We start from the raw sequence: 17,583 nt of genomic DNA, 5'->3' as shown, positions 1-17,583 counted from the left end.
AGGCGCTCCTACAGGGTGACAGTAGGAGGGGCTTTAGCCCCGATTCATTACAAGATCGGGCCTGAAGGCCCTCCTACGAGGTTCTCGAGAGGCGGTAGAGGAGGCGCAGCGCGTCTCCCGCCGTCTCGTCGCCCTCTTTCGACTGCGCCAGCAGCTCGTCCCAGGTGGCTTTCGCGTAGCCGGCCAGGGACACGGAGTCCTGGTCCAGCTCGTCGGGGACGACCGCGAGGTCGGTGGTGCGCTCGCGCAGCCTGAGGCTGGCGAAGAGTTCCCGCCGCGTCTCCATGACCTCGTCCAGCGCGCCGGCGGTGGCCAGGTTCACGCTGCCGGTGAACCCCACCTTCACCGCCGTGCGTTCCTTGCCCGGCAGGTCGTCCAGCCAGGAGCGGAAGCGTTCCACGTCGTCGGCCTCGTCGACGGTGAAGTGCTCGGCCACGAAGTGCCAGTCGCCGACGGCCAGCGGCGTGACCTCGCAGCGCCCGGCATCCGCGTCGACGAGCAGCGCCTGGTTCGGGTCCTCCTCCACAAAGTCGGTGGCCACCGGCGCGCCGGAGTACCATACCCGGCCGGTCTCGCCCATGGGCGTCACCGAGTGGCGGTCGCCGAGGGCGAGGTAGTGGAAGCGGCCCTCGCGGAGGGCGGTCTCGGCGCGCGCGAGGCCGATGATTGCGGGCTGGGAGAGATCCGGCGAGAGGTTATCGGTCTGGCCATGGCAGACGGCGATGCGTGTGACTCCGGCCGGCGCCGGGTCCAGGGCCGCGGCGAGCTCGGCGCAGAGGTCGGCGTTCGGGTGTCTGGTGCGCCAGGGCGCGCCGACCACCTCGACGCCTTCCGCGCCGGGCACCGGGATCGGCGTCTGATCGCGGATGACGATGACGTGCTCCGGCGCGTCGCGGAACTCCTTCGTCGAGAAGATGGCGGCGCCGTCCAGCGGGTCGTGGTTGCCCGGCAGCAGGAATACGGGGACGGGCAGCTGCTTCAGCGCCTCCAGCGTGCGCACCAGCGTCTCCCGGGAGATCTGGCTGGACTCGAACACGTCGCCGGCCACGACGATGAACTTCGCCTGGTGTGCGGCGGCGAGACGGCCGAGCGTGGCGATGGCATCGATGCGCGCCTGGCTGAAGCGGGCGGAGGCCTCGGGCGTGAAGAAGGCCCGGGTCATGCCAAGCTGCCAGTCGGAGGTGTGGAGGAAGCGCATGCGATGATCTTACCAATGTAGGAGGAGCTGGTAGGAGGGGCTGGTAGGAGGGGCTTTAGCCCCGATTCATTATCCAATCGGGCCTGAAGGCCCTCCTACATGGCGCCCAGGATAGCGCCCATCACCGTCAGTGCCACCACGCAGTAGCCGCCGTTGACCAGCCACAGCGCGGCCGGTCGCTTCTCGAACAGGTAGATGACGCCAAGGAACGTAGCCACCCAGCCGAGGCCGGCGGCGAGCCCCGCCATGGTGGCGAAGGCCATCGTGGCTTCGGGGCCGATGAACATCGCCAGGTTGACGGCGGCCGCCAGCATCAGCAGGAAGGAGACGCCGAAGACGAGTGGCATGCTTCGCTTTGCCAGGTCTTCCTCGGAGTAGCCGTTGGCGTTCATCCACGCCTTGCCGAACAGCGGGCCGTACCAGAGGCCGCCGATGATGAAGGCCGAAGCGGCGGCTGCGAAGACGGCCAGCCAGTTGATGGCGGGTGCTGGGTCCATTTTTTTCTCCCCCTGCTCTTGGAATCGGGCCTGAAGGCTCTCCTACTGTTGGAATCGGGCCTGAAGGCCCTCCTACAGTCGGTCGTAGCGTAGGCGAAGCGGCCGTCTGCGGATTGTAAAAAATTAACCTCGGCGGTCGAGGGGGAAGAAATTGGTCTGGGCGTCGAAGCCCTGGCGTAGGAAGTCGGTCGGGTTGAAGCCGCTGAAGTGGCGAAAGTCCCGGATAAAGTGGGACTGGTCCGCGTAGCCGCAGTGATGAGCGACGGCGCTCCAGGCCACCGGGCCTTCGGCCCGGATGACGCGCAGCACGTCGTTGAAGCGCAGTATGCGCTGGTAATACTTCGGCGTCACACCCAGGTAGCGGCGGAACTCGCTGATGAGATGCTTGCGGCTGCCGGGGTAATCGGCGATGGCATCCGCGTAACGCTCGCCGGGTTCGGCGGCGAGGCGTTCGACCACATCGTGTATTGCCGCAGGCGCCGCCAGGTCTTGCCGGTAGCGCTCGTGCAGCCATGCCTCCGCCACCGTGAACTTCGCCTCCCGGGATTCCGCTGCGGCCAGCCGGTCGCGGAGGGCGGGCAGTTCGCCGTCGAACACCTCGTCGCCGGGCACCACCCGCTCGCTGAATGCATCCAGCGACACGTGCAGGAATGGCCGCGCCCCGGCCGGCCGGAACTGGATGACGAGCATCTCCGAATCCGGGTGTGCGGAGATGGAAATGTAGTGGCGCAGCATGCCGGACACCCAGCCGCCGCGGAAGCTCGCGGTCGGCTTAAGGGTGTCGTTGTCGTAGGTGTGGCGCTCGATGCCGTCGAGTTCGAAGATCAGGAAGACGTGACCGCTGGGCACCACACGCTCGATGGAGTGGTCGGGTTGCCAGCCGCGGTAGTGGAAGAGCGTCTCGACATGACTATCGACGGGGGCGGCAGGGGTGTGGAAGGCGATGTCCATTCGGGCCTGAAGTAATCGGGCCTGAAGGCCCTCCTGCGTCTTCTGGTCAGCGCTGGACCAGCTCTACGCGGCGATTGCGTTCGCGGCCCGCGTCGGTGGCATTGGCGAATGCCGGCACCAGTGGCCCTACTCCGTGGGGCTCGATGCGGGCGGGATCGACGCCATGTTCCAGGCGCAGCGCATCCACCACCGCGCGGGCCCGGTCTGCAGAGAGCTTGCTGTTGTAGGCGAAGGTACCCACCGAATCCGTGTGGCCGACGACATAGAAGGACTTGTCCGGGTTGTCGGCCAGGTAGGTCGCGATGGCGGTCAGCGCTTCCGCAGACTCCGGCTTCAGCGTCGCCTTGTCGTGATCGAAGAAGATGCCGTCGAGGACGACCCTGCCGTATTCGTCGATATCGGCACCGATGGCTTCCGGGTCCACGGCGACCAGCCCGGTCTCGGCGGCCTGCACTTCCACGATGTCGATGAGCGTGCCAACGTAGTCCGCGGCATGCTGCTCGACGCTGATGACGGCGTAGACGATACCGGCCGCCCGCTCCTTCCGCGCCACGATGGAACCGGCGCCCCCCGCCGAGGCGCTGCCCGCGAACATCGTGTTCACCTCGCCGGGCTTGCCGGGCGGGTTCTCACGGTAGAGCACCTCCATCCATTGCCGGCTGCCCGCCGCCACGCCCTTGCGATCCTCGGAGATGCCTTGCGCCAGGATCTCGAAGTCCTGCGCCGTCAGCGAATCCAGGTAGTTCCTGTACACCTCGGAGAAAGAGCGCCCCTCACCCTGCAGCCGGTAGAACGTGCGGGTGACGCGACCCTCCGTGTCGATCCATTCACCGATGGCGCGATAACCGGTGACGGGGCCGACCGGCACCCGGTAGGGCATGTAGTTCTCGATCTGCTGCCAGCGGATCTCCTGGCCGGGATAGCGGGAGATCATCGGGTGCTCGGTCACGCCGTCGATGTCCTGGGCGGAGGCAGGGATAGCTGCCGTGGCAGCAATGATCAGGGCGAGTCGCGCCACGATCGGGTGCTTCATATTCTTCTCCTCCGCGATCGGCCTGTTTACGGCAGTCGCCAGAGATTAGACCAATTCCGGCGCGAAAACGGTAGGAGGGCCTTCAGCCCCGACCGGTAGGAGGGGATTTATCCCCGATCCATTAATGGTCGGGCCTGAAGGCCCTCCTACGCGTCCGTGGCATTGGTAAACTGGTGCCATGTTGTTCGTCATCATCGGCACTTTGCTCGGCGGGCTCTTCGGGGGCCTGAAGGGGCTGCTCATCGGCGCCGCCGTCGGCTGGCTGGTCGGGCGAGGCGTCCAGCGCTGGCTGATCGGCCAGCTGAGTGTGGTGCAGTCGCAGCTGCTCGACTCCACGTTTTCGGTGATGGGTGCGCTGTGCAAGACCGACGGCGTGGTCACCCGCGAGGAGATCAACGCCGCCGAGCGCATCTTCGACATGCTGCAGCTGGGCGCCGACCAGCGCCGGGATGCCAAGGCCGCCTTCAACCGGGGCAAGCAGCCGGACTTCGACCTGGACGCGGCGGTGGACGCCTTCGCGCAGCTGAGTCGGCGCCAGGGGCCGCTGATCCAGCTGTTCCTGCAGCTGCAGGTGATGGCCGTGGCGGCCGACGGCAAGGTGGACCCGGCCGAGCACGACATGCTGGTGCGGGTGGCGCGGCGGCTGGGCGTCGGCGAAGGCGCCGTCGCACAGCTCGAGGCCCTGCTGCGCACCGCGTCGGCGGGGCCTTCGGGCGCACCCGGCGGGCCGCCCGCCGGCAAGCGGCTGGAGGATGCCTATGCGGCGCTGGGGATATCGAAGGATGCCGGCGATGCCGAGGTAAAGCGTGCCTACCGCAAGCTCATCAGCGAGAACCACCCCGACAAACTCGCCGCCCGCGGCCTGCCGGAGAGCATGCGCGCGGTGGCCGAGGAGCGCTCGCGGGAGATCAACGCCGCCTACGACCTCATCAAGGAAGCGCGAGGCATGTAGGAGGGGCTGGTAGGAGGGGCTGGTAGGAGGGGCTTCAGCCCCGATTCCGCAAAAAGCAATCGGGCCTGAAGGCCCTCCTACCTCTCGAATTCGATGCGCCAGGTCTCCGACCGGGGCCGGTATTCGCCGGCGTCCATGTCGTAGGTGGAGACATCCAGGTCCACCGTCAGGGTGACGGCATCGCGCGGCTGCTCGAGGAACAGGTACTCGATCAGGTCCTTGTAATGCATGTGGTCGAAGGCGGAAGGATCTCGCAGCCGCAGGCCGCGCCAGCGCTCGGCGAAGATCTCGTCCACGCCGACGCCGTCTATCTCCGTGATCATCATGTCCGGCGCGAAACCCATCTCGTGCAGGTAGGGTCCGTGACCCGTGAAGTGGATGCCCGCGGGCCAGGTATTGCCGTCGATACCGGACAGCCGGGCGGTGGCGAAGCCGCCGGGGCCGTTGCCGCCGATGTAGGGTTTCGCGCGGATCTCCGCCAGGCGCTCGGCCGAAACCTGCAGAGTACGGTCGGCACCGGGGCCGCAGGCGGCCAGGGTGGCGAACACGGTCAGTGTCAGCAACAAGCGTCGCATGGACATACTCTTGCACGGTCACTGGCCTGGCGTCGTGACGAGAACCTCAGTTCCAGGGATACGCGCCTCGATCGCGGATTAAGTCAAATGACCTCTGAAGCGACGCGGGTAGGTCGACTCCTCCCAGAAATTCAAGTCTTGCATCCGAAACGGCGGTCTGCGAAGTTGGCATTGTCACTTGTAGAACAAAACCGACCACCCGGTCGGGACAACAATGAGGGGGAGTAGCATGAAGAGCGATAAGCGATTCAGACGCACGGCCCGTGCGTGCCTGGCGGTACTTGCGTGCCTCGCGATGTTGCCGGGACAAGCGGCATTCGCGAAGGCCGACAAGGGGAACCGCGGCGTCCCGAACGGGGAACGCCCGCAGTTTGCGGTCAGCGTGGTTTCCAGCGCCGCGGACCAGGTAACCGGCGGCGATGCCCGCATTCATATCGACGTCCCGCGCACCGTGCCGCCGCATCAGGTCAGAGTTCTGGTGAACGGACAGAACCAGGCGGACCGGTTCGAGCTGCTGCCGGGCACGCGCACGCTGTCGGGTGTCATCGACGGATTGGCACTCGGCGAGAACGAATTGACCGTGAAGCCGAACGGAAAGGGACGCGGCCGGCCGGATGACGTCCGCCTGACGCTGATAAACCATCCCATCACCGGACCGGTCTTCTCGGGACCGCATCAGGACCCGTTCGTGTGCACCGTGCACGATAACGGCCTCGGCCAGGCGATCCCGGACAACGGCAACGAGGGTTTCCCGGTCTTCGCGAACGGCTTCGACGACGGTGAGATCATCGGCTACAGCAAGGACTGCAGCGCCGAGACGCTCGTGACCTACGTCTACCGCTCGACCGGCGGAGGCTTCCAGCCATACACGCCCGGCGATCCGCGGCCAGCCGACATGGCGACCACCACCACGATGGATGGCAAGACCGTGGACTACTTCGTTCGCTGGGAACGCGGCACGATCAACCGCTTCATCTACAGCATCGCCATGCTGACGCCTTTCAGCGATGACGCGGATGGGCTGGACACCTCATCCTGGAACGGCAAGCTCATCTACTACTTCCAGGGCGGCGTCGCCATCGGCCACACCCAGGGCGATCCCAGCGGCAGCCGCATGCTGTATGACTACGGCCTGTCCCAGGGCTATGCCATCGCCTACTCGACGGGCACGAAGACCGGCACGCACTACAACCTGCAGCTCGGCGGCGAGACGGCGCTGATGGTGAAGGAACGCTTCGTCGAACTCTACGACACGCCGGTTTACACGGTGGGCGTCGGCGGCTCCGGCGGCGGCATCCAGCAGTATGTCTACGGCCAGAACCACAAGGGCCTGCTCGATGCGGCCATCCCGCAGCTGTCCTATCCGGACATGGTCACCCAGGCCATCCACGTGGGCGACTGCGAGCTGATCGAGTTCTACATGGATGCCATCTCGCCGAACCCGCTCTGGGAAACCTGGTCGAACCGGACGCTGATCGAGGGCATGAACGCCGAGGACGACCTGTTCAACGTATTCACCCAGTCGAATGGTCTTTCCGAGTGCGTGAACGGCTGGCGGGGGCTCTCGCCGCTGGTGCTGAACCCGCTGTTCGGCCGCGCAGACTTCCAGGAGTACTACGAACCGCAGTCCGCCATCGCGGCGATCCAGTGGACCCACTTCGGCGATCTCGTGAACATCTACGGAACGCGGGACGACGGTTATGCCCGCAATTTCTGGGACAACGTCGGCGTACAGTACGGGCTCCAAGCCGTGGCCAACGGCGACATCTCGCCGCAGGAGTTCCTGACGATCAACTCCGTGATCGGCGGCTGGAAGACGGAGCCCGAGATGCAACAGGAGACCTTCCCGTTCCTCGGTCCGTTCGCGCCCGAGCTGTACGACCCCTGGAGCGCCAAGAACCAGATCTTCAGCGTGGATCCCGCCAACCCGGCGCCCCGCAAGGAAGGCGACCTGCTGGCCATGCAGCGAGCCTACGAGGCCGGCCTGGTCTTCCTCGGCGATCACGAGATCCCCACCATCGACTGGCGTCCGTACCAGGAGCCGATACTCGACATGCACAACTCGCATCAGTCGTTCGCGGCGCGCCAGCGGATGATCGACGGCCAGGGTTCGGCGGACAACCAGGTGATCTGGATGACCGGCATCGGCCCGACCGGGCCGGAGTTCGACCAGACGCCGGAGGCGTTCCAGGTCATCGACCAGTGGATGACGAACCTGCTGGAGAACCCGCACCTCGGCGTGGCCGGCGCCAAGCCGCCGAAGGCCGTGGATCGCTGTTTCGACAAGGACGGCAACGAGATCGCCGCAGGCGATAACGTCTGGGACGGCATCCTCAACGAGAAGCCGAAGGGCGCGTGTACCGAGCGCTTCCCACCCTACTCCACCTCTCGCATCGTCGCCGGCGGCCCGTTCAAGGGCAGCATCTTCAAGTGCGAGCTGCAGCCGGTGGAGACAGCCATCGACAAGGGGCTCTACGGCGTGTGGGATCCCGCGCCCGCAGAGGTAGCGGCGCTGAAGCGCATCTTCCCCGATGGCGTATGCGACTTCGACAAGCCGGACGTGGGACTGCCGGCGAGCATGCGGTAACGAAATTGTAGGAGGGGCTTCAGCCCCGCCCGTCGGTAGTGCCTGCAGGAGGGCCTTCAGCTGTAGGAGGGCCTTCAGGCCCGATTCGAAAATGAATTCGGGCCTGAAGGCCCTCCTACATTTCTCCGGCTGCGGCTACACTTCGGTCATGAAGTGGAAAGGCCGGCGGCAGAGCAGCAACGTTACCGACGCCCGCGGGCGGCGCATGAGCGGCGGTCGCGGCGTGGGCAATCTCGGCGCCATTATCAACCTCGTGCTGCGCCTGCTTGGGCCGAAGGGTCTCATCGTCCTGGCGGTGGCCGGCGTCATCGCCTGGCAGGCCGGCCTCATCGACCCGGCGGCGCTCATGGGTGGCGGCGGCGGCCGGATGCAGGAGGTGAGCTACGAACCTTCGCTGGAGGAGCAGGAGCTGTTCGGGTTTGTCAGCGTGGTGCTGGCGGATACCGAGGACATCTGGGCACAGGAGTTCGCCCGCGTCGGCCGCAGCTACCAGCCGCCGGAACTCGTCATCTACCGCGACCGCCACCCCACCGCCTGCGGCGTCGGCGATGCGCGCATGGGGCCGTTCTACTGTCCCGCCGACCGGAAGATCTACATCGACCTGGGCTTCTATGACGACCTCGCCGGCCAGTTCAACGCGCCGGGCGACTTCGCCCAGGCCTACGTCATCGCACACGAGGTCGGGCATCACGTGCAGAATCTGCTCGGCATCTCGGAGCAGGTAGCCCGCCGCCGCGGCCAGCCGGATTACAACCAGTGGTCGGTGCGGCTCGAGCTGCAGGCCGATTTTCTGGCCGGCGTGTGGGCACGGCACAACCAGCGCTATCTGGACCGCGGCGACATCGACGAGGCCATGCGCGCCGCGAATCGCATCGGCGACGACGCCATCCAGCAACGCACCCGCGGCCGCGTGACGCCCCACGCCTTTACCCACGGCACCTCCGAGCAGCGCATGCGCTGGTTCGACCGCGGCTACGCGAGCGGCCGCCTCGAGGACGGGGATACGTTTGGTATCCCGTATCCAGAACTGTAGGAGGGCCTTCAGGCCCGACGAATGCATGAATCGGGGATAAATCCCCTCCCACAGGCACCCTGTAAGAGAGGCTGGCAGAAGGGGCTCTAGCCCCGATTCAACGAAGAATCGGGCCGGAAGGCCCTCCTACATCGGTAGATTTGCGACGGTGGCGGAAATGGCTGCCGGATCGCCGAAGAAGAACAGGTGCATGCGACGGCCCGGAATGAAGGTCAGAGCGCCCGCGATCACCAGCGCGCCGAAGTAGCTGCTCACCATCGGCCACTTGTGCGCGCGGCGGTCTTCTTGCACGAGTATCCCGTACAGCCCGCCGATGACGCCGTAGAGTGTCACGGGGATGAACACGTGGATCCAGGTCATGCCCTTCAGGGTCAGGTATTCGAGGCCGCTCACTTCGCCGTTGCGGATGAAGAAGGCGGCAACGGATGTCGCGAGCATCAACGTAACGTAGATGACGCCCATGGTGATATGGGTGGCCGTGCCCTTTCGGCTCGCCAGCACCGCCGCGCCCAGGCAGAACGCGATGACCGCGGTCGCCCAATGCAGCTGGATTTCGAAGGGCGAGAGGTGGGTGAATACCGGCCAGTTAAACGACATACGATCGTATCCGATTCCGCGTAGGAGGGCCTTCAGGCCCGATTTCCGATGTATCGGGGCTGAAGGCCCTCCTAGATAATGGCCTGCGTCGTGTGCGGATGGCAATCGTCATCCTCATCCGCCAAAGTTGGCCGGATCAACGATCCCGAACGGTCCGCTCGCAATGCTAGAACGGCTGCGCTGCTCGCATCTCCTGGCACTGGCCCTGGCCGCGCTGCTGGCCGCCGGCGACGCCCTGCCCCGCCCCACCGTCGGACTGGTGCTGAGCGGCGGCGGCGCCCGGGGCGGAGCCCACGTGGGCGTCATCCGGGTGCTGGAAGAGCTGAACGTGCCGGTGGACTACGTGGCCGGCACCAGCATGGGTGCGGTGGTCGGCGGCCTGTACGCCTCCGGCATGAACTCGGCCGAACTGGTTCGGGTGGTGGAGAACGCCGACTGGAACGTGCTGCTCACCGACCGTCCGCCTCGCTCGCAGCGCTCGTTCCGCCGCAAGTCCGACGACCTGGGCTTCCTGGTGGACTTCGATCTGGGCGTGGACCGGACCGGCCTGCTGCTGCCCGGCGGGCTGGTGCAGGGCCAGAACCTCGACCTCGAGCTGCGCCGGCTGACCGTGCCGGTGGCAACGGTCGATGAATTCGACGCGCTGCCCATTCCCTTCCGCGCGGTCGCCACCGACATCGCCACCGGCGATATGGTGGTGTTCGACTCCGGCGACCTGGTCTCGGCCATGCACGCCAGCATGGCGGTGCCCGGTATCTTCCGGCCGGAACGCGAGGGCGGACGCCTGCTGGTGGACGGCGGCATCGCCAGCAACCTGCCCATCGAGGTCATGCGCGAGATGCAGCCGGACGTGATCATCGCCGTGGATCTGGGCTTCCCGCTGCAGCCGGAGTCCGAGCTCGGCTCGGCCCTCGCGATCACGCGCCAGATGCTCACCATCCTGATCAACAGCCGGGCCGAGGATCAGTTGCGCCTGCTGCAAGACGGCGACGTCCACATCGAACCGCCGCTGGGCGATCTGGGCTCCCAGGCGTTCGACCGGATGGCGGAGGCCATGGAGATCGGCCGGCAGGCCGCGGCCGCGCAGGCGGACCAGCTGGCGCGGCTGTCGGTCCCGGCAGCCGAGTACCAGGCATGGAAGGCACAGGTGGCGGCACGCCGGGGCGAGCCGCCCGTGATCGACCGGGTGCGGGTGAAGAACCGCTCCGGTCTTTCGCCGAAGGCGGTGGAGGCGAGGCTGGGCGATCTCACCGGCGGGCCGCTGGACGTCGATGCGCTGGAGAGTGACATCGCGGAGATCTACGCGCTGGATACCTTCGAGACGGTGACCTGGGACGTGCGCGAGGAAGGCACGCTGACGACGCTGGAGATCGAGAGCACGGGGAAGAACTGGGGCCCGAATTACCTGCGCTTCGGCCTGAACCTGGAGGACGACTTCGAGGGCGGCAGCAACTACAACGCCGCCGCCCGGCTGACGATGACGGAGCTGAACCCGCTGGGCGGCGAGTTCCGCACCGAGCTGCAGATCGGCGAGTCCCCCCGCCTGTTCGCCGAGTTCTTCCAGCCGCTGGACTATCGCTCGCGCTGGTTCGTGAATCCGCGGGTGGAGCTCAGGCGCACGGCGCGGGCCCTGTTCGACGAGGGAGCGCAGCTCGCGCGCCTCGACGCCAGCGAGGCCATCGTGGCGCTGGAGGGCGGTCGGCAGCTCGGCAACTGGGGCGAGCTGCGCGTCGGCGTGTCGCGCTCGCGCAGCGACGAATCCCTGCGCATCGGCGACCCCGGTTTCGAGGAAGGCGAAGGCGATCTCGGGCTGTTGATCGCCGAATTCGCCTGGGACACGGTCGACCAGGTGGACATCCCCCGCCACGGCACGCTGATGGGGCTGGCCTGGAACGGTTCCCGGGAGGGCCTCGGCTCGGACGGCGAATTCGACGTGGCCAGCTTCTTCCTGCTGAAACCCTACACCTGGGGCCGCAACACGATCCTGAACTGGTGGAACCTGGACAGCACCGTGCGCGACGAGACGACGGGCGTGCGGCCGTTCACGCTGGGCGGGCTGTTCAGCCTGTCCGGCTACGCCATCGACGAGCTGCGCGGCAAACACCGGGGCATCGGCCGGCTGGTCTACTACCGCCGCCTCGGCGACGAGTCGCTGCCCGGCCTCGGCACGCCGGTCTACCTGGGCGCATCCCTGGAGGCCGGCAACGTGTGGGAGAGCACCGACGAGGCGAGCTTCGCCAATACCCTCACCGCCGGCAGCGTCTTCGTGGTGATGGACACGCTGCTCGGACCGCTCTACCTCGGCTGGGGTATGGGCGAAGGGGACCGGAGGTCGGCGTATCTGTTCCTCGGTCAGACGTTCTAGAATGTAGGAGGGGCTCGTAGGAGGGGCTCGTAGGAGGGGCTCGTAGGAGGGGCTTTAGCCCCGACCCATTGCACGATCGGGCCTGAAGGCCCTCCTACCCTCGTTTTCTCAGGAGTTCCCAGGTGGCCAGGGCCGCCAGGCCGCCGACGACACCGCTGAGATAGGGCGGCATGGCCGGCTCGAAGACGCGGGCCCAGACGAACCCGACGATCAGGCTCGCCGCGAACATCGCGACGAGGGCTATGAGCAGACGTTGCCAGAGCTTCATGACTTGCCTCCATGGACTTCGACGGGCGGCGCCGAGCGGATATCGACGGCCGTAGTGACGTCGGTGCTGAAGGTCATGCCCGCCTCGCGCAGCGCGCGCCAGCAGGATGCCTTCACGTCGTTGGTCACCGCGACCAGGCCGCGGGCACTCGCGTTCAGATCCAGATAGAAGAATACCTCGTACACGATCCAGCCGCTGCCGAACTCCGCGATGGTGACGAAGGGCTCGGGCTCGGGGAGCACGTCGTCCACGCCTGCGGTTGTGCGCTCCAGCAAGCCGATCACGCCCTCGGGTTCGTCGTCGTACGCGACGCCGACGGTGAAGCTCGGCCGCCGCAACCCGTCGCGGGTGTAGTTGTACAGGGGCTCGCGGAAGATCTGGGCGCTCGGCACGAAGACGTCGCAGGCGTCCGCGGTGCGGATGTGGATGGAGCGGATGTCGATGGAGCGCACAGTGCCGGTGAGATCGCCCGTCTTGATGAGGTCGCCGAGTTCGAACGGCCGGCTGAAGGTCAGGAATACGCCGGCCAGCAGGTTCTCCCCGATCTCACGGAAAGCGAAGCCGAGCACGATGGCCAGAACGCCGCCGGTGGCGAGCATGCTGGCTGCAACGCCGGTGAAGCCCATGACACCGAGGGCGAGCAGGAGTCCGGCGGAAACGATGACCAGGCTCGCCACCCGGCGGATGAAGCGCTCGTTCGGCCGGAAGCGCGGGCTGCGGCTGATGAGCCGGGCGAGGAGATTGCCGACGGCCCGTGCCGCGGCCATCGCGACGAGCAGCAGGATGACGGCGTAGATCAGCCGCGGGAGGAAGACGAGGAAGGCTTCCCAGTCGGCGCGGAGACTCTCGAGTACGAAACTCATACGGGTGGACTATACTCCGTCGGGCCATAACAACCATAAACCCCAAGGGGAGCTACGATGAAGAGATTACTGTCGCATGTGACGGTGGCGGGCGCTCTGACGTGCCTCGGCATGGCAGCTTACGCCGAGACCATCTTCGAGGAGGTGTGGACCTGCGAACTCGAGGAGGGCAAGACCGTCGAGGACGTGCAGGCGGCCAATTCGAAATGGCTGGCAATGGTCAGCAAGGAGATCGGCAAGGGCAAGATCCGCAGCAGCGTCGTTCGTTCGATCGTCGGCAAAACGGATATGTTCCTGTTCGTCGACACCTATCCGGACCTGGCGACGTGGAGCGCCACCAAGGAGTTCCTCGGCAGTGAAGAGGGCGAGGCGGCGGACCAACTGTTCGAAGGCATCTCCGACTGCAGCGAGAACCGCCTCTATCGCCGCGACTACACCGAATAGGAACAATGTAGGAGGGGCTTGTAGGAGGGGCTTCAGCCCCGATCCATTCACCGATCGGGCCTGAAGGCCCTCCTACCTCTTATTCGCCGACGGCCTGGAACTGGTACATGGCCTCGACGATGGGCGAGAGCGGCTCGCCGTAGCGGCCGAACCAGTCCTGGTAGAGGCGCCTGATGCGGGCGGAACGGTACAGCTCCGCGAGCGCGCGGTCGGCGGCCAGGCGGAAGCGCGTGTCGCCCCGCGGGACCATCAGCGCATAGGGCTCGAAGGAGAGCACGCTGCGGGTCATCTCGTATTCGTTGCGGGCGTTCTCGTCGGTGAACACCTGGCCGATCAGCATGGCGCGGTCCGAGGCGAAGCCGTCCACCTTGCCGCCGTTCAGCAGTGCCATGCCCTCTCCGTGGGTCTCCACCAGGGCCAGCTTCAGACCGGTCTCGTTCACCTCCGCGAATTGCCGCAGCACGTCTTCGGTGGTGGTGTCCGGCATCACGGCGATCACCTTGTCGGCGAGATCGGCGGCACTGGCGATGGGCGCGGCCTTGCGGGACAGTACCGCGCTGCCCGTGATGAACGTCATCAGCGTGAAGTCGACGCGCTCGCGCCGGGACAGCGTCACGGTGGTGGCACCACATTCGATGTCGACGTCGCCCTGCTCCACGGCTTTCAGGCGGTCCTGCATGGAGACCAGCGGCACGAATGTGAATTCGAGCTTCGGCAGGCCGAGTTCGCGCTGCAGCGTCCGGCCGATGTGCCGGCACAGCTCGATGGAATAGCCGGCCGGGTTGCCGTCCGCGTCATTGAAGGAGAGCGGCGGCGAGCCGGTGGCATAACCGATGCGGAATGCCCCGGTCTCGGCGACCCGGTCGAGGACGCCGTCCGCGGCACCGGCCGGCGGCGCGGAGGACAGCCCCGCCGCGGCAATCAGAACCATTACCCCCGCCAGTTTCGAGAATGCCGTCATCCCGCGCGCTCCTGATCCGCCCCTGGATGCGAATGAGTCTCCCAATTAGCAACCACGGTGTCTAGCACACGGTGTCTGCTACGCGGCTGTGCGGTATGCTCGAGCGCGGAAGAACCGGAACCGCGGGGTCGCCATGGATCGGAGCACATTGGGACCGTCGCCGGGCGCGGAGAGCGCGCCGGACCATCGAATCGAGATCACCGAGGCGGGCGGCCGCTGGAAGGTGGCGGTGAACGGCGTGCGGGTGGCGGACAGCACGGGCGTGCTGGCACTGGACGAGACGGGCTACGACCGGGCGCTGTACTTCCCGCCGGAGGATGTGGCCACGGAGAAGCTGGCGGCCAGCGATACCCGGACCACCTGCCCGTTCAAGGGTGAGGCGCGCTACTACGCGGTGGACGGAGAGGATGTGGCCTGGTACTACCCGGCCGTCTACGACGAGGTGGCGCCGATTGCGGGGTACGTTGCCTTCTACCCCCGCCGTGCCGAGATAGAAGAAATGTAGGAGGGGCTTTAGCCCCGATCCATCGAAAAGTCGGGGCTAAAGCCCCTCCTACAAGATCCACAACGAAAAACGGCCCCTTGCGGGGCCGTTTCCGGACGTAGGGATCCGGCCTGAAGGCCGGTCGGGCCTGAAGGCCCTCCTACATCTTGGTGGCGTTACGCCGCCTGCAGGTTGCCGGCCGCGGTCTTGCCGCGCTCGGTGACCAGCTCGAAGTTCACGCGCTGGCCTTCGGACAGCGTGTCCATGCCTGCAGCGTGAACCGCGGTGACGTGCACGAACACGTCCTTAGAGCCGTCTTCCGGCTGGATGAATCCAAAACCCTTGGCGGGGTCAAACCATTTCACAGTACCTGTAGCCATTCTGGCCTCCAATAACAGTAGTGCCGCACGCAAATCGGGTGCGGTGACGAACAATCCGGTCGCAATGGGTAGTCTCAAGAAGCCGTCCGAGGACCGGACGGGTAGTCGTAAGGCAGGCCAGAACTCTTGGATCGCCCCGGTATAATGCGACATGCGCGAGTTAAACGCAAGCGGCACGATTCATGTAGGAGGGCCTTCAGGCCCGATTGAGTAATGAATCGGGGCTAAAGCCCCTCCTACAAGGCCCTCCTACCCTCTGACCACGAATACCGACAGATCCGTGTGGGAGGCCAGGAAGCCGGCATTGGAGTGGAAGATGTACTCGCGGAAGCCGGGCACGTGGGAGGCCATCACCACCAGGTCCACGCCGAGCTCGTGGAACTGGCTGTCGAGTGCCTTGTCCAGGTCGGCGACCGGATCGCCGATGACCTCGGTCTGCGCATCCACCGCCACGCCGGATTCCTCCGCCAGCTCGGCGGCGAAGGCCTCCAGCTTCGCGCGGAATTCCTTCGGATTATGGGCCGCCTCCCCCGGCGCGGGACCGGTTACCGCCACCAGGGTCACCCGCGCTCCGTAGCACTTCGCCAGATCCGTCGCGGTGGCGAGCGCCTTGCCGAGCTTCTCCCGGTGCGCCAGATCCACCGGCACGCCGATGTGCCGATACAGTTTATCCGCCATCAGGCCTTCTCCCCTTCCGCCTGCTCCGTCTCGGCGTCTGCCTCTGCCTCTGCCTGAACATGAGCCTGCGCCTCCAGCAGCTTCACCTCCGCGGCGAGGCCCTTGTACAGACTCACCGACATCAGCAGGATCACGATGCCGAACGGGAATCCCGTGGCCAGCGCCAGGGCCTGCAACGAAGACAGCCCGCCGCCCTCCATGAGCGCGATGCCGATCAGCCCGAGGAACACGCACCAGAACACGCGCTGGGCGATGGGCGCGTCGATCTTGCCGCCGGCGGTCATGGTATCCACCACCAGCGCGCCGGAGTCCATCGACGTCACGAAGAAGATCAGCACCAGCAGGATGCCGATGCCCGAGGTCAGCGTCGCGAGCGGGTATTCGGCCAGGAACAGGAACAGCGAGAGCTCCGGCTGGAAGTTCCTGACCGTGTCGACGACGCCCTCGTAACCCTGCAGGAGGTACTGGTCCATGGCGGCATTGCCGAAGACCGTCATCCAGACGATGAAGATGAAGGAAGGCGCGAGGATGGACACCAGCAGGAACTCGCGCACCGTGCGGCCCGACGAGATGCGGGCGATGAACATGCCGACGAAGGGCGAGAATGCGATCCACCACGACCAGTAGAACGTGGTCCAGTCGTGCATGTAGTACATGTCCTCGCGGCCGACCCAGTTGGACAGCGCCGGCATGTAGCGGAAATAGGCGAGCGTGTTGTCGACGATGGCGCCCAGCGACTCCAGCGTGGGGCCGACCAGCAGCACGAACAGTCCCAGCACGGCGGCCATGGCCATGTTGCTCTCGGAGAGGACCTTGATGCCGCCGTCCAGGCCGCGCAGCACTGAGATGAGCGCCATGATGGTGATGACCACGATGATGGTGAGCTTCACCACGTGGCCCTCGGAGATGCCGAACAGGTAGGCGAGCCCGCCGGCGGACTGCTCGGCGCCGTAGCCGAGCGAGGTGGCCAGCCCGAACAGGGTGGCGAACACGGCGAGCACGTCGATGACGTGGCCCGGCCAGCCCCACACGCGCTCGCCGAAGATGGGGTACATGGCCGAGCGCACGATCAGCGGCAGGCCCTTGTTGAAGGCGAAGAAGGCGAGGGCGAGGCCGACGATGCCGTAAACGGCCCACGGATGGATGGCCCAGTGGAACACCGTGGCGGCCATCGCGAGTTCCCGCCGCGCGTCCTCACTGAGCCCCTCCAAACCGAGCGGCGGCGTGAGCAGATGGTTCATCGGCTCCAGCACGGCGTAGAACATGATGCCGATGCCGATGCCGGCGGCGAACAGCATCGACACCCAGGAGACGTAGGAGTACATGGGTTCGGCGTCCGGCCCGCCGATGCGCACCTTGCCCACCGGCAGCACGATGAGCGCGATGCAGAACAGCACGAAGAAATTGCCCGCGGCCATGAAGAACCAGTCGAACCGGGTGGTCAGCCACGGGCGGAGGTCGCCGAACCAGTGCTTCGCGAGCTCCGGGAAGAACAGCGTGAAGACCACGAAGACGATCACCGAGACGGCGGAGATCGCGAAGACGGGATTATGGAAATCTAGACCGAGGGGCTGGACGTTGTCCTGCCCGACCTCGTAGTCGGATATGTATTCGTCGACCAGTTCGTCGACGAGCTCGTCGCCGGTGTCGGTGCTCTGCTGCAAAGTACTGTGACCTTTACGCAGCCAGGGTCGCGCGGGGGCGTCCGCTACACCGT

Annotated in this window: 18 protein-coding genes; 6 read left to right on the top strand and 12 right to left on the bottom strand. The window is 66.1% G+C overall.

Going from position 1 to position 17,583, the window contains the following annotated elements; genetic code table 11:
• Positions 1 to 73: 73 nt before the first annotated feature.
• The 4 genes from ACJMK0_RS04770 to ACJMK0_RS04755 form a co-directional block, all read right to left on the bottom strand.
• Positions 74 to 1,198 carry a metallophosphoesterase family protein gene (locus tag ACJMK0_RS04770; protein WP_405236024.1) on the bottom strand — a complete coding sequence of 375 codons (1,125 nt, stop codon included), beginning with the start codon at positions 1,196 to 1,198 and terminating at the stop codon, positions 74 to 76.
• Positions 1,199 to 1,293: 95 nt separating this feature from the next.
• Positions 1,294 to 1,695 carry a DUF1761 domain-containing protein gene (locus tag ACJMK0_RS04765; protein WP_405226951.1) on the bottom strand — a complete coding sequence of 134 codons (402 nt, stop codon included), beginning with the start codon at positions 1,693 to 1,695 and terminating at the stop codon, positions 1,294 to 1,296.
• Between the two features lie 123 nt (positions 1,696 to 1,818).
• Positions 1,819 to 2,646 carry a helix-turn-helix domain-containing protein gene (locus tag ACJMK0_RS04760; protein WP_405236022.1) on the bottom strand — a complete coding sequence of 276 codons (828 nt, stop codon included), beginning with the start codon at positions 2,644 to 2,646 and terminating at the stop codon, positions 1,819 to 1,821.
• A gap of 46 nt (positions 2,647 to 2,692) precedes the next feature.
• Positions 2,693 to 3,679 (bottom strand): OmpA family protein, encoded by a 987-nt coding sequence (locus ACJMK0_RS04755; RefSeq protein ID WP_405236020.1) that lies wholly within the window; start codon positions 3,677 to 3,679, stop codon positions 2,693 to 2,695.
• A 178-nt stretch (positions 3,680 to 3,857) separates the two neighbouring features.
• Between ACJMK0_RS04755 and djlA the strand changes: the two genes are divergently transcribed.
• The gene (gene djlA, locus ACJMK0_RS04750) at positions 3,858 to 4,631 is read left to right on the top strand and encodes a co-chaperone DjlA (protein WP_405236018.1); all 774 of its coding nucleotides are present in this window, start codon (positions 3,858 to 3,860) and stop codon (positions 4,629 to 4,631) included.
• A 77-nt stretch (positions 4,632 to 4,708) separates the two neighbouring features.
• On the opposite strand, the gene ACJMK0_RS04745 is transcribed toward djlA, so the two are convergent.
• The gene (locus ACJMK0_RS04745) at positions 4,709 to 5,206 is read right to left on the bottom strand and encodes a hypothetical protein (RefSeq protein ID WP_405236016.1); all 498 of its coding nucleotides are present in this window, start codon (positions 5,204 to 5,206) and stop codon (positions 4,709 to 4,711) included.
• A 229-nt stretch (positions 5,207 to 5,435) separates the two neighbouring features.
• Between ACJMK0_RS04745 and ACJMK0_RS04740 the strand changes: the two genes are divergently transcribed.
• Together ACJMK0_RS04740 and ypfJ are read left to right on the top strand one after the other, a co-directional pair.
• Positions 5,436 to 7,793, top strand: coding sequence for a DUF6351 family protein (locus ACJMK0_RS04740; RefSeq protein ID WP_405236014.1), 2,358 nt, complete (start codon positions 5,436 to 5,438; stop codon positions 7,791 to 7,793).
• Between the two features lie 148 nt (positions 7,794 to 7,941).
• Positions 7,942 to 8,826, top strand: coding sequence for a KPN_02809 family neutral zinc metallopeptidase (ypfJ, locus tag ACJMK0_RS04735; RefSeq protein WP_405236012.1), 885 nt, complete (start codon positions 7,942 to 7,944; stop codon positions 8,824 to 8,826).
• Between the two features lie 126 nt (positions 8,827 to 8,952).
• Here ypfJ and ACJMK0_RS04730 read toward each other — a convergent pair whose 3' ends face one another.
• A complete protein-coding gene (locus ACJMK0_RS04730; protein WP_405236010.1) occupies positions 8,953 to 9,423 on the bottom strand; it encodes a DUF2306 domain-containing protein in 471 nt (156 codons plus the stop codon).
• A gap of 163 nt (positions 9,424 to 9,586) precedes the next feature.
• Here ACJMK0_RS04730 and ACJMK0_RS04725 point away from each other — a divergent pair, with 163 nt between their 5' ends.
• Positions 9,587 to 11,788 (top strand): patatin-like phospholipase family protein, encoded by a 2,202-nt coding sequence (locus ACJMK0_RS04725; RefSeq protein ID WP_405236008.1) that lies wholly within the window; start codon positions 9,587 to 9,589, stop codon positions 11,786 to 11,788.
• Between the two features lie 94 nt (positions 11,789 to 11,882).
• Here the strand turns inward: ACJMK0_RS04725 and ACJMK0_RS04720 are convergent, their stop codons facing one another.
• Together ACJMK0_RS04720 and ACJMK0_RS04715 are read right to left on the bottom strand one after the other, a co-directional pair.
• Positions 11,883 to 12,056, bottom strand: a complete 174-nt coding sequence (locus ACJMK0_RS04720; protein ID WP_405236006.1) for a hypothetical protein — start codon at positions 12,054 to 12,056, stop codon at positions 11,883 to 11,885.
• Positions 12,053 to 12,919 carry a mechanosensitive ion channel family protein gene (locus ACJMK0_RS04715; protein ID WP_405236004.1) on the bottom strand — a complete coding sequence of 289 codons (867 nt, stop codon included), beginning with the start codon at positions 12,917 to 12,919 and terminating at the stop codon, positions 12,053 to 12,055. Before ACJMK0_RS04715 ends, ACJMK0_RS04720 begins: the two co-directional genes overlap by 4 nt.
• A 57-nt stretch (positions 12,920 to 12,976) precedes the next feature.
• Between ACJMK0_RS04715 and ACJMK0_RS04710 the strand changes: the two genes are divergently transcribed.
• A complete protein-coding gene (locus tag ACJMK0_RS04710; RefSeq protein WP_405236002.1) occupies positions 12,977 to 13,363 on the top strand; it encodes a hypothetical protein in 387 nt (128 codons plus the stop codon).
• Between the two features lie 79 nt (positions 13,364 to 13,442).
• On the opposite strand, the gene ACJMK0_RS04705 is transcribed toward ACJMK0_RS04710, so the two are convergent.
• A complete protein-coding gene (locus ACJMK0_RS04705; protein WP_405236000.1) occupies positions 13,443 to 14,324 on the bottom strand; it encodes an amino acid ABC transporter substrate-binding protein in 882 nt (293 codons plus the stop codon).
• 133 nt (positions 14,325 to 14,457) lie between these two features.
• On the opposite strand from ACJMK0_RS04705, the gene ACJMK0_RS04700 reads away from it, so the two are divergent.
• Positions 14,458 to 14,829: a DUF427 domain-containing protein gene (locus tag ACJMK0_RS04700; protein ID WP_405235999.1), complete on the top strand. Its 372-nt coding sequence runs from the start codon at positions 14,458 to 14,460 to the stop codon at positions 14,827 to 14,829.
• Positions 14,830 to 14,984: 155 nt separating this feature from the next.
• Here ACJMK0_RS04700 and ACJMK0_RS04695 read toward each other — a convergent pair whose 3' ends face one another.
• From ACJMK0_RS04695 to ACJMK0_RS04685, 3 genes are all read right to left on the bottom strand, one after another.
• Entirely contained in the window at positions 14,985 to 15,188 is a 204-nt protein-coding gene (locus ACJMK0_RS04695) for a cold-shock protein (protein ID WP_405227234.1), read from the bottom strand.
• Positions 15,189 to 15,437: 249 nt separating this feature from the next.
• Positions 15,438 to 15,866 (bottom strand): universal stress protein, encoded by a 429-nt coding sequence (locus ACJMK0_RS04690; protein WP_405235997.1) that lies wholly within the window; start codon positions 15,864 to 15,866, stop codon positions 15,438 to 15,440.
• On the bottom strand, positions 15,866 to 17,530 hold the full coding sequence (locus ACJMK0_RS04685) for a BCCT family transporter (RefSeq protein WP_405235995.1): 1,665 nt from the start codon (positions 17,528 to 17,530) through the stop codon (positions 15,866 to 15,868). The genes ACJMK0_RS04690 and ACJMK0_RS04685 overlap by 1 nt, the downstream gene beginning before the upstream one ends.
• Between the last annotated feature and the right edge of the window lie 53 nt (positions 17,531 to 17,583).

Source organism: Lentisalinibacter orientalis, assembly GCF_040706535.1.
GTDB classification, from domain to species: domain Bacteria; phylum Pseudomonadota; class Gammaproteobacteria; order Steroidobacterales; family Woeseiaceae; genus Lentisalinibacter; species Lentisalinibacter orientalis.
Note: the sequence above shows the minus strand (reverse complement) of the source record. Positions and strands in the feature narration are given on the sequence as shown.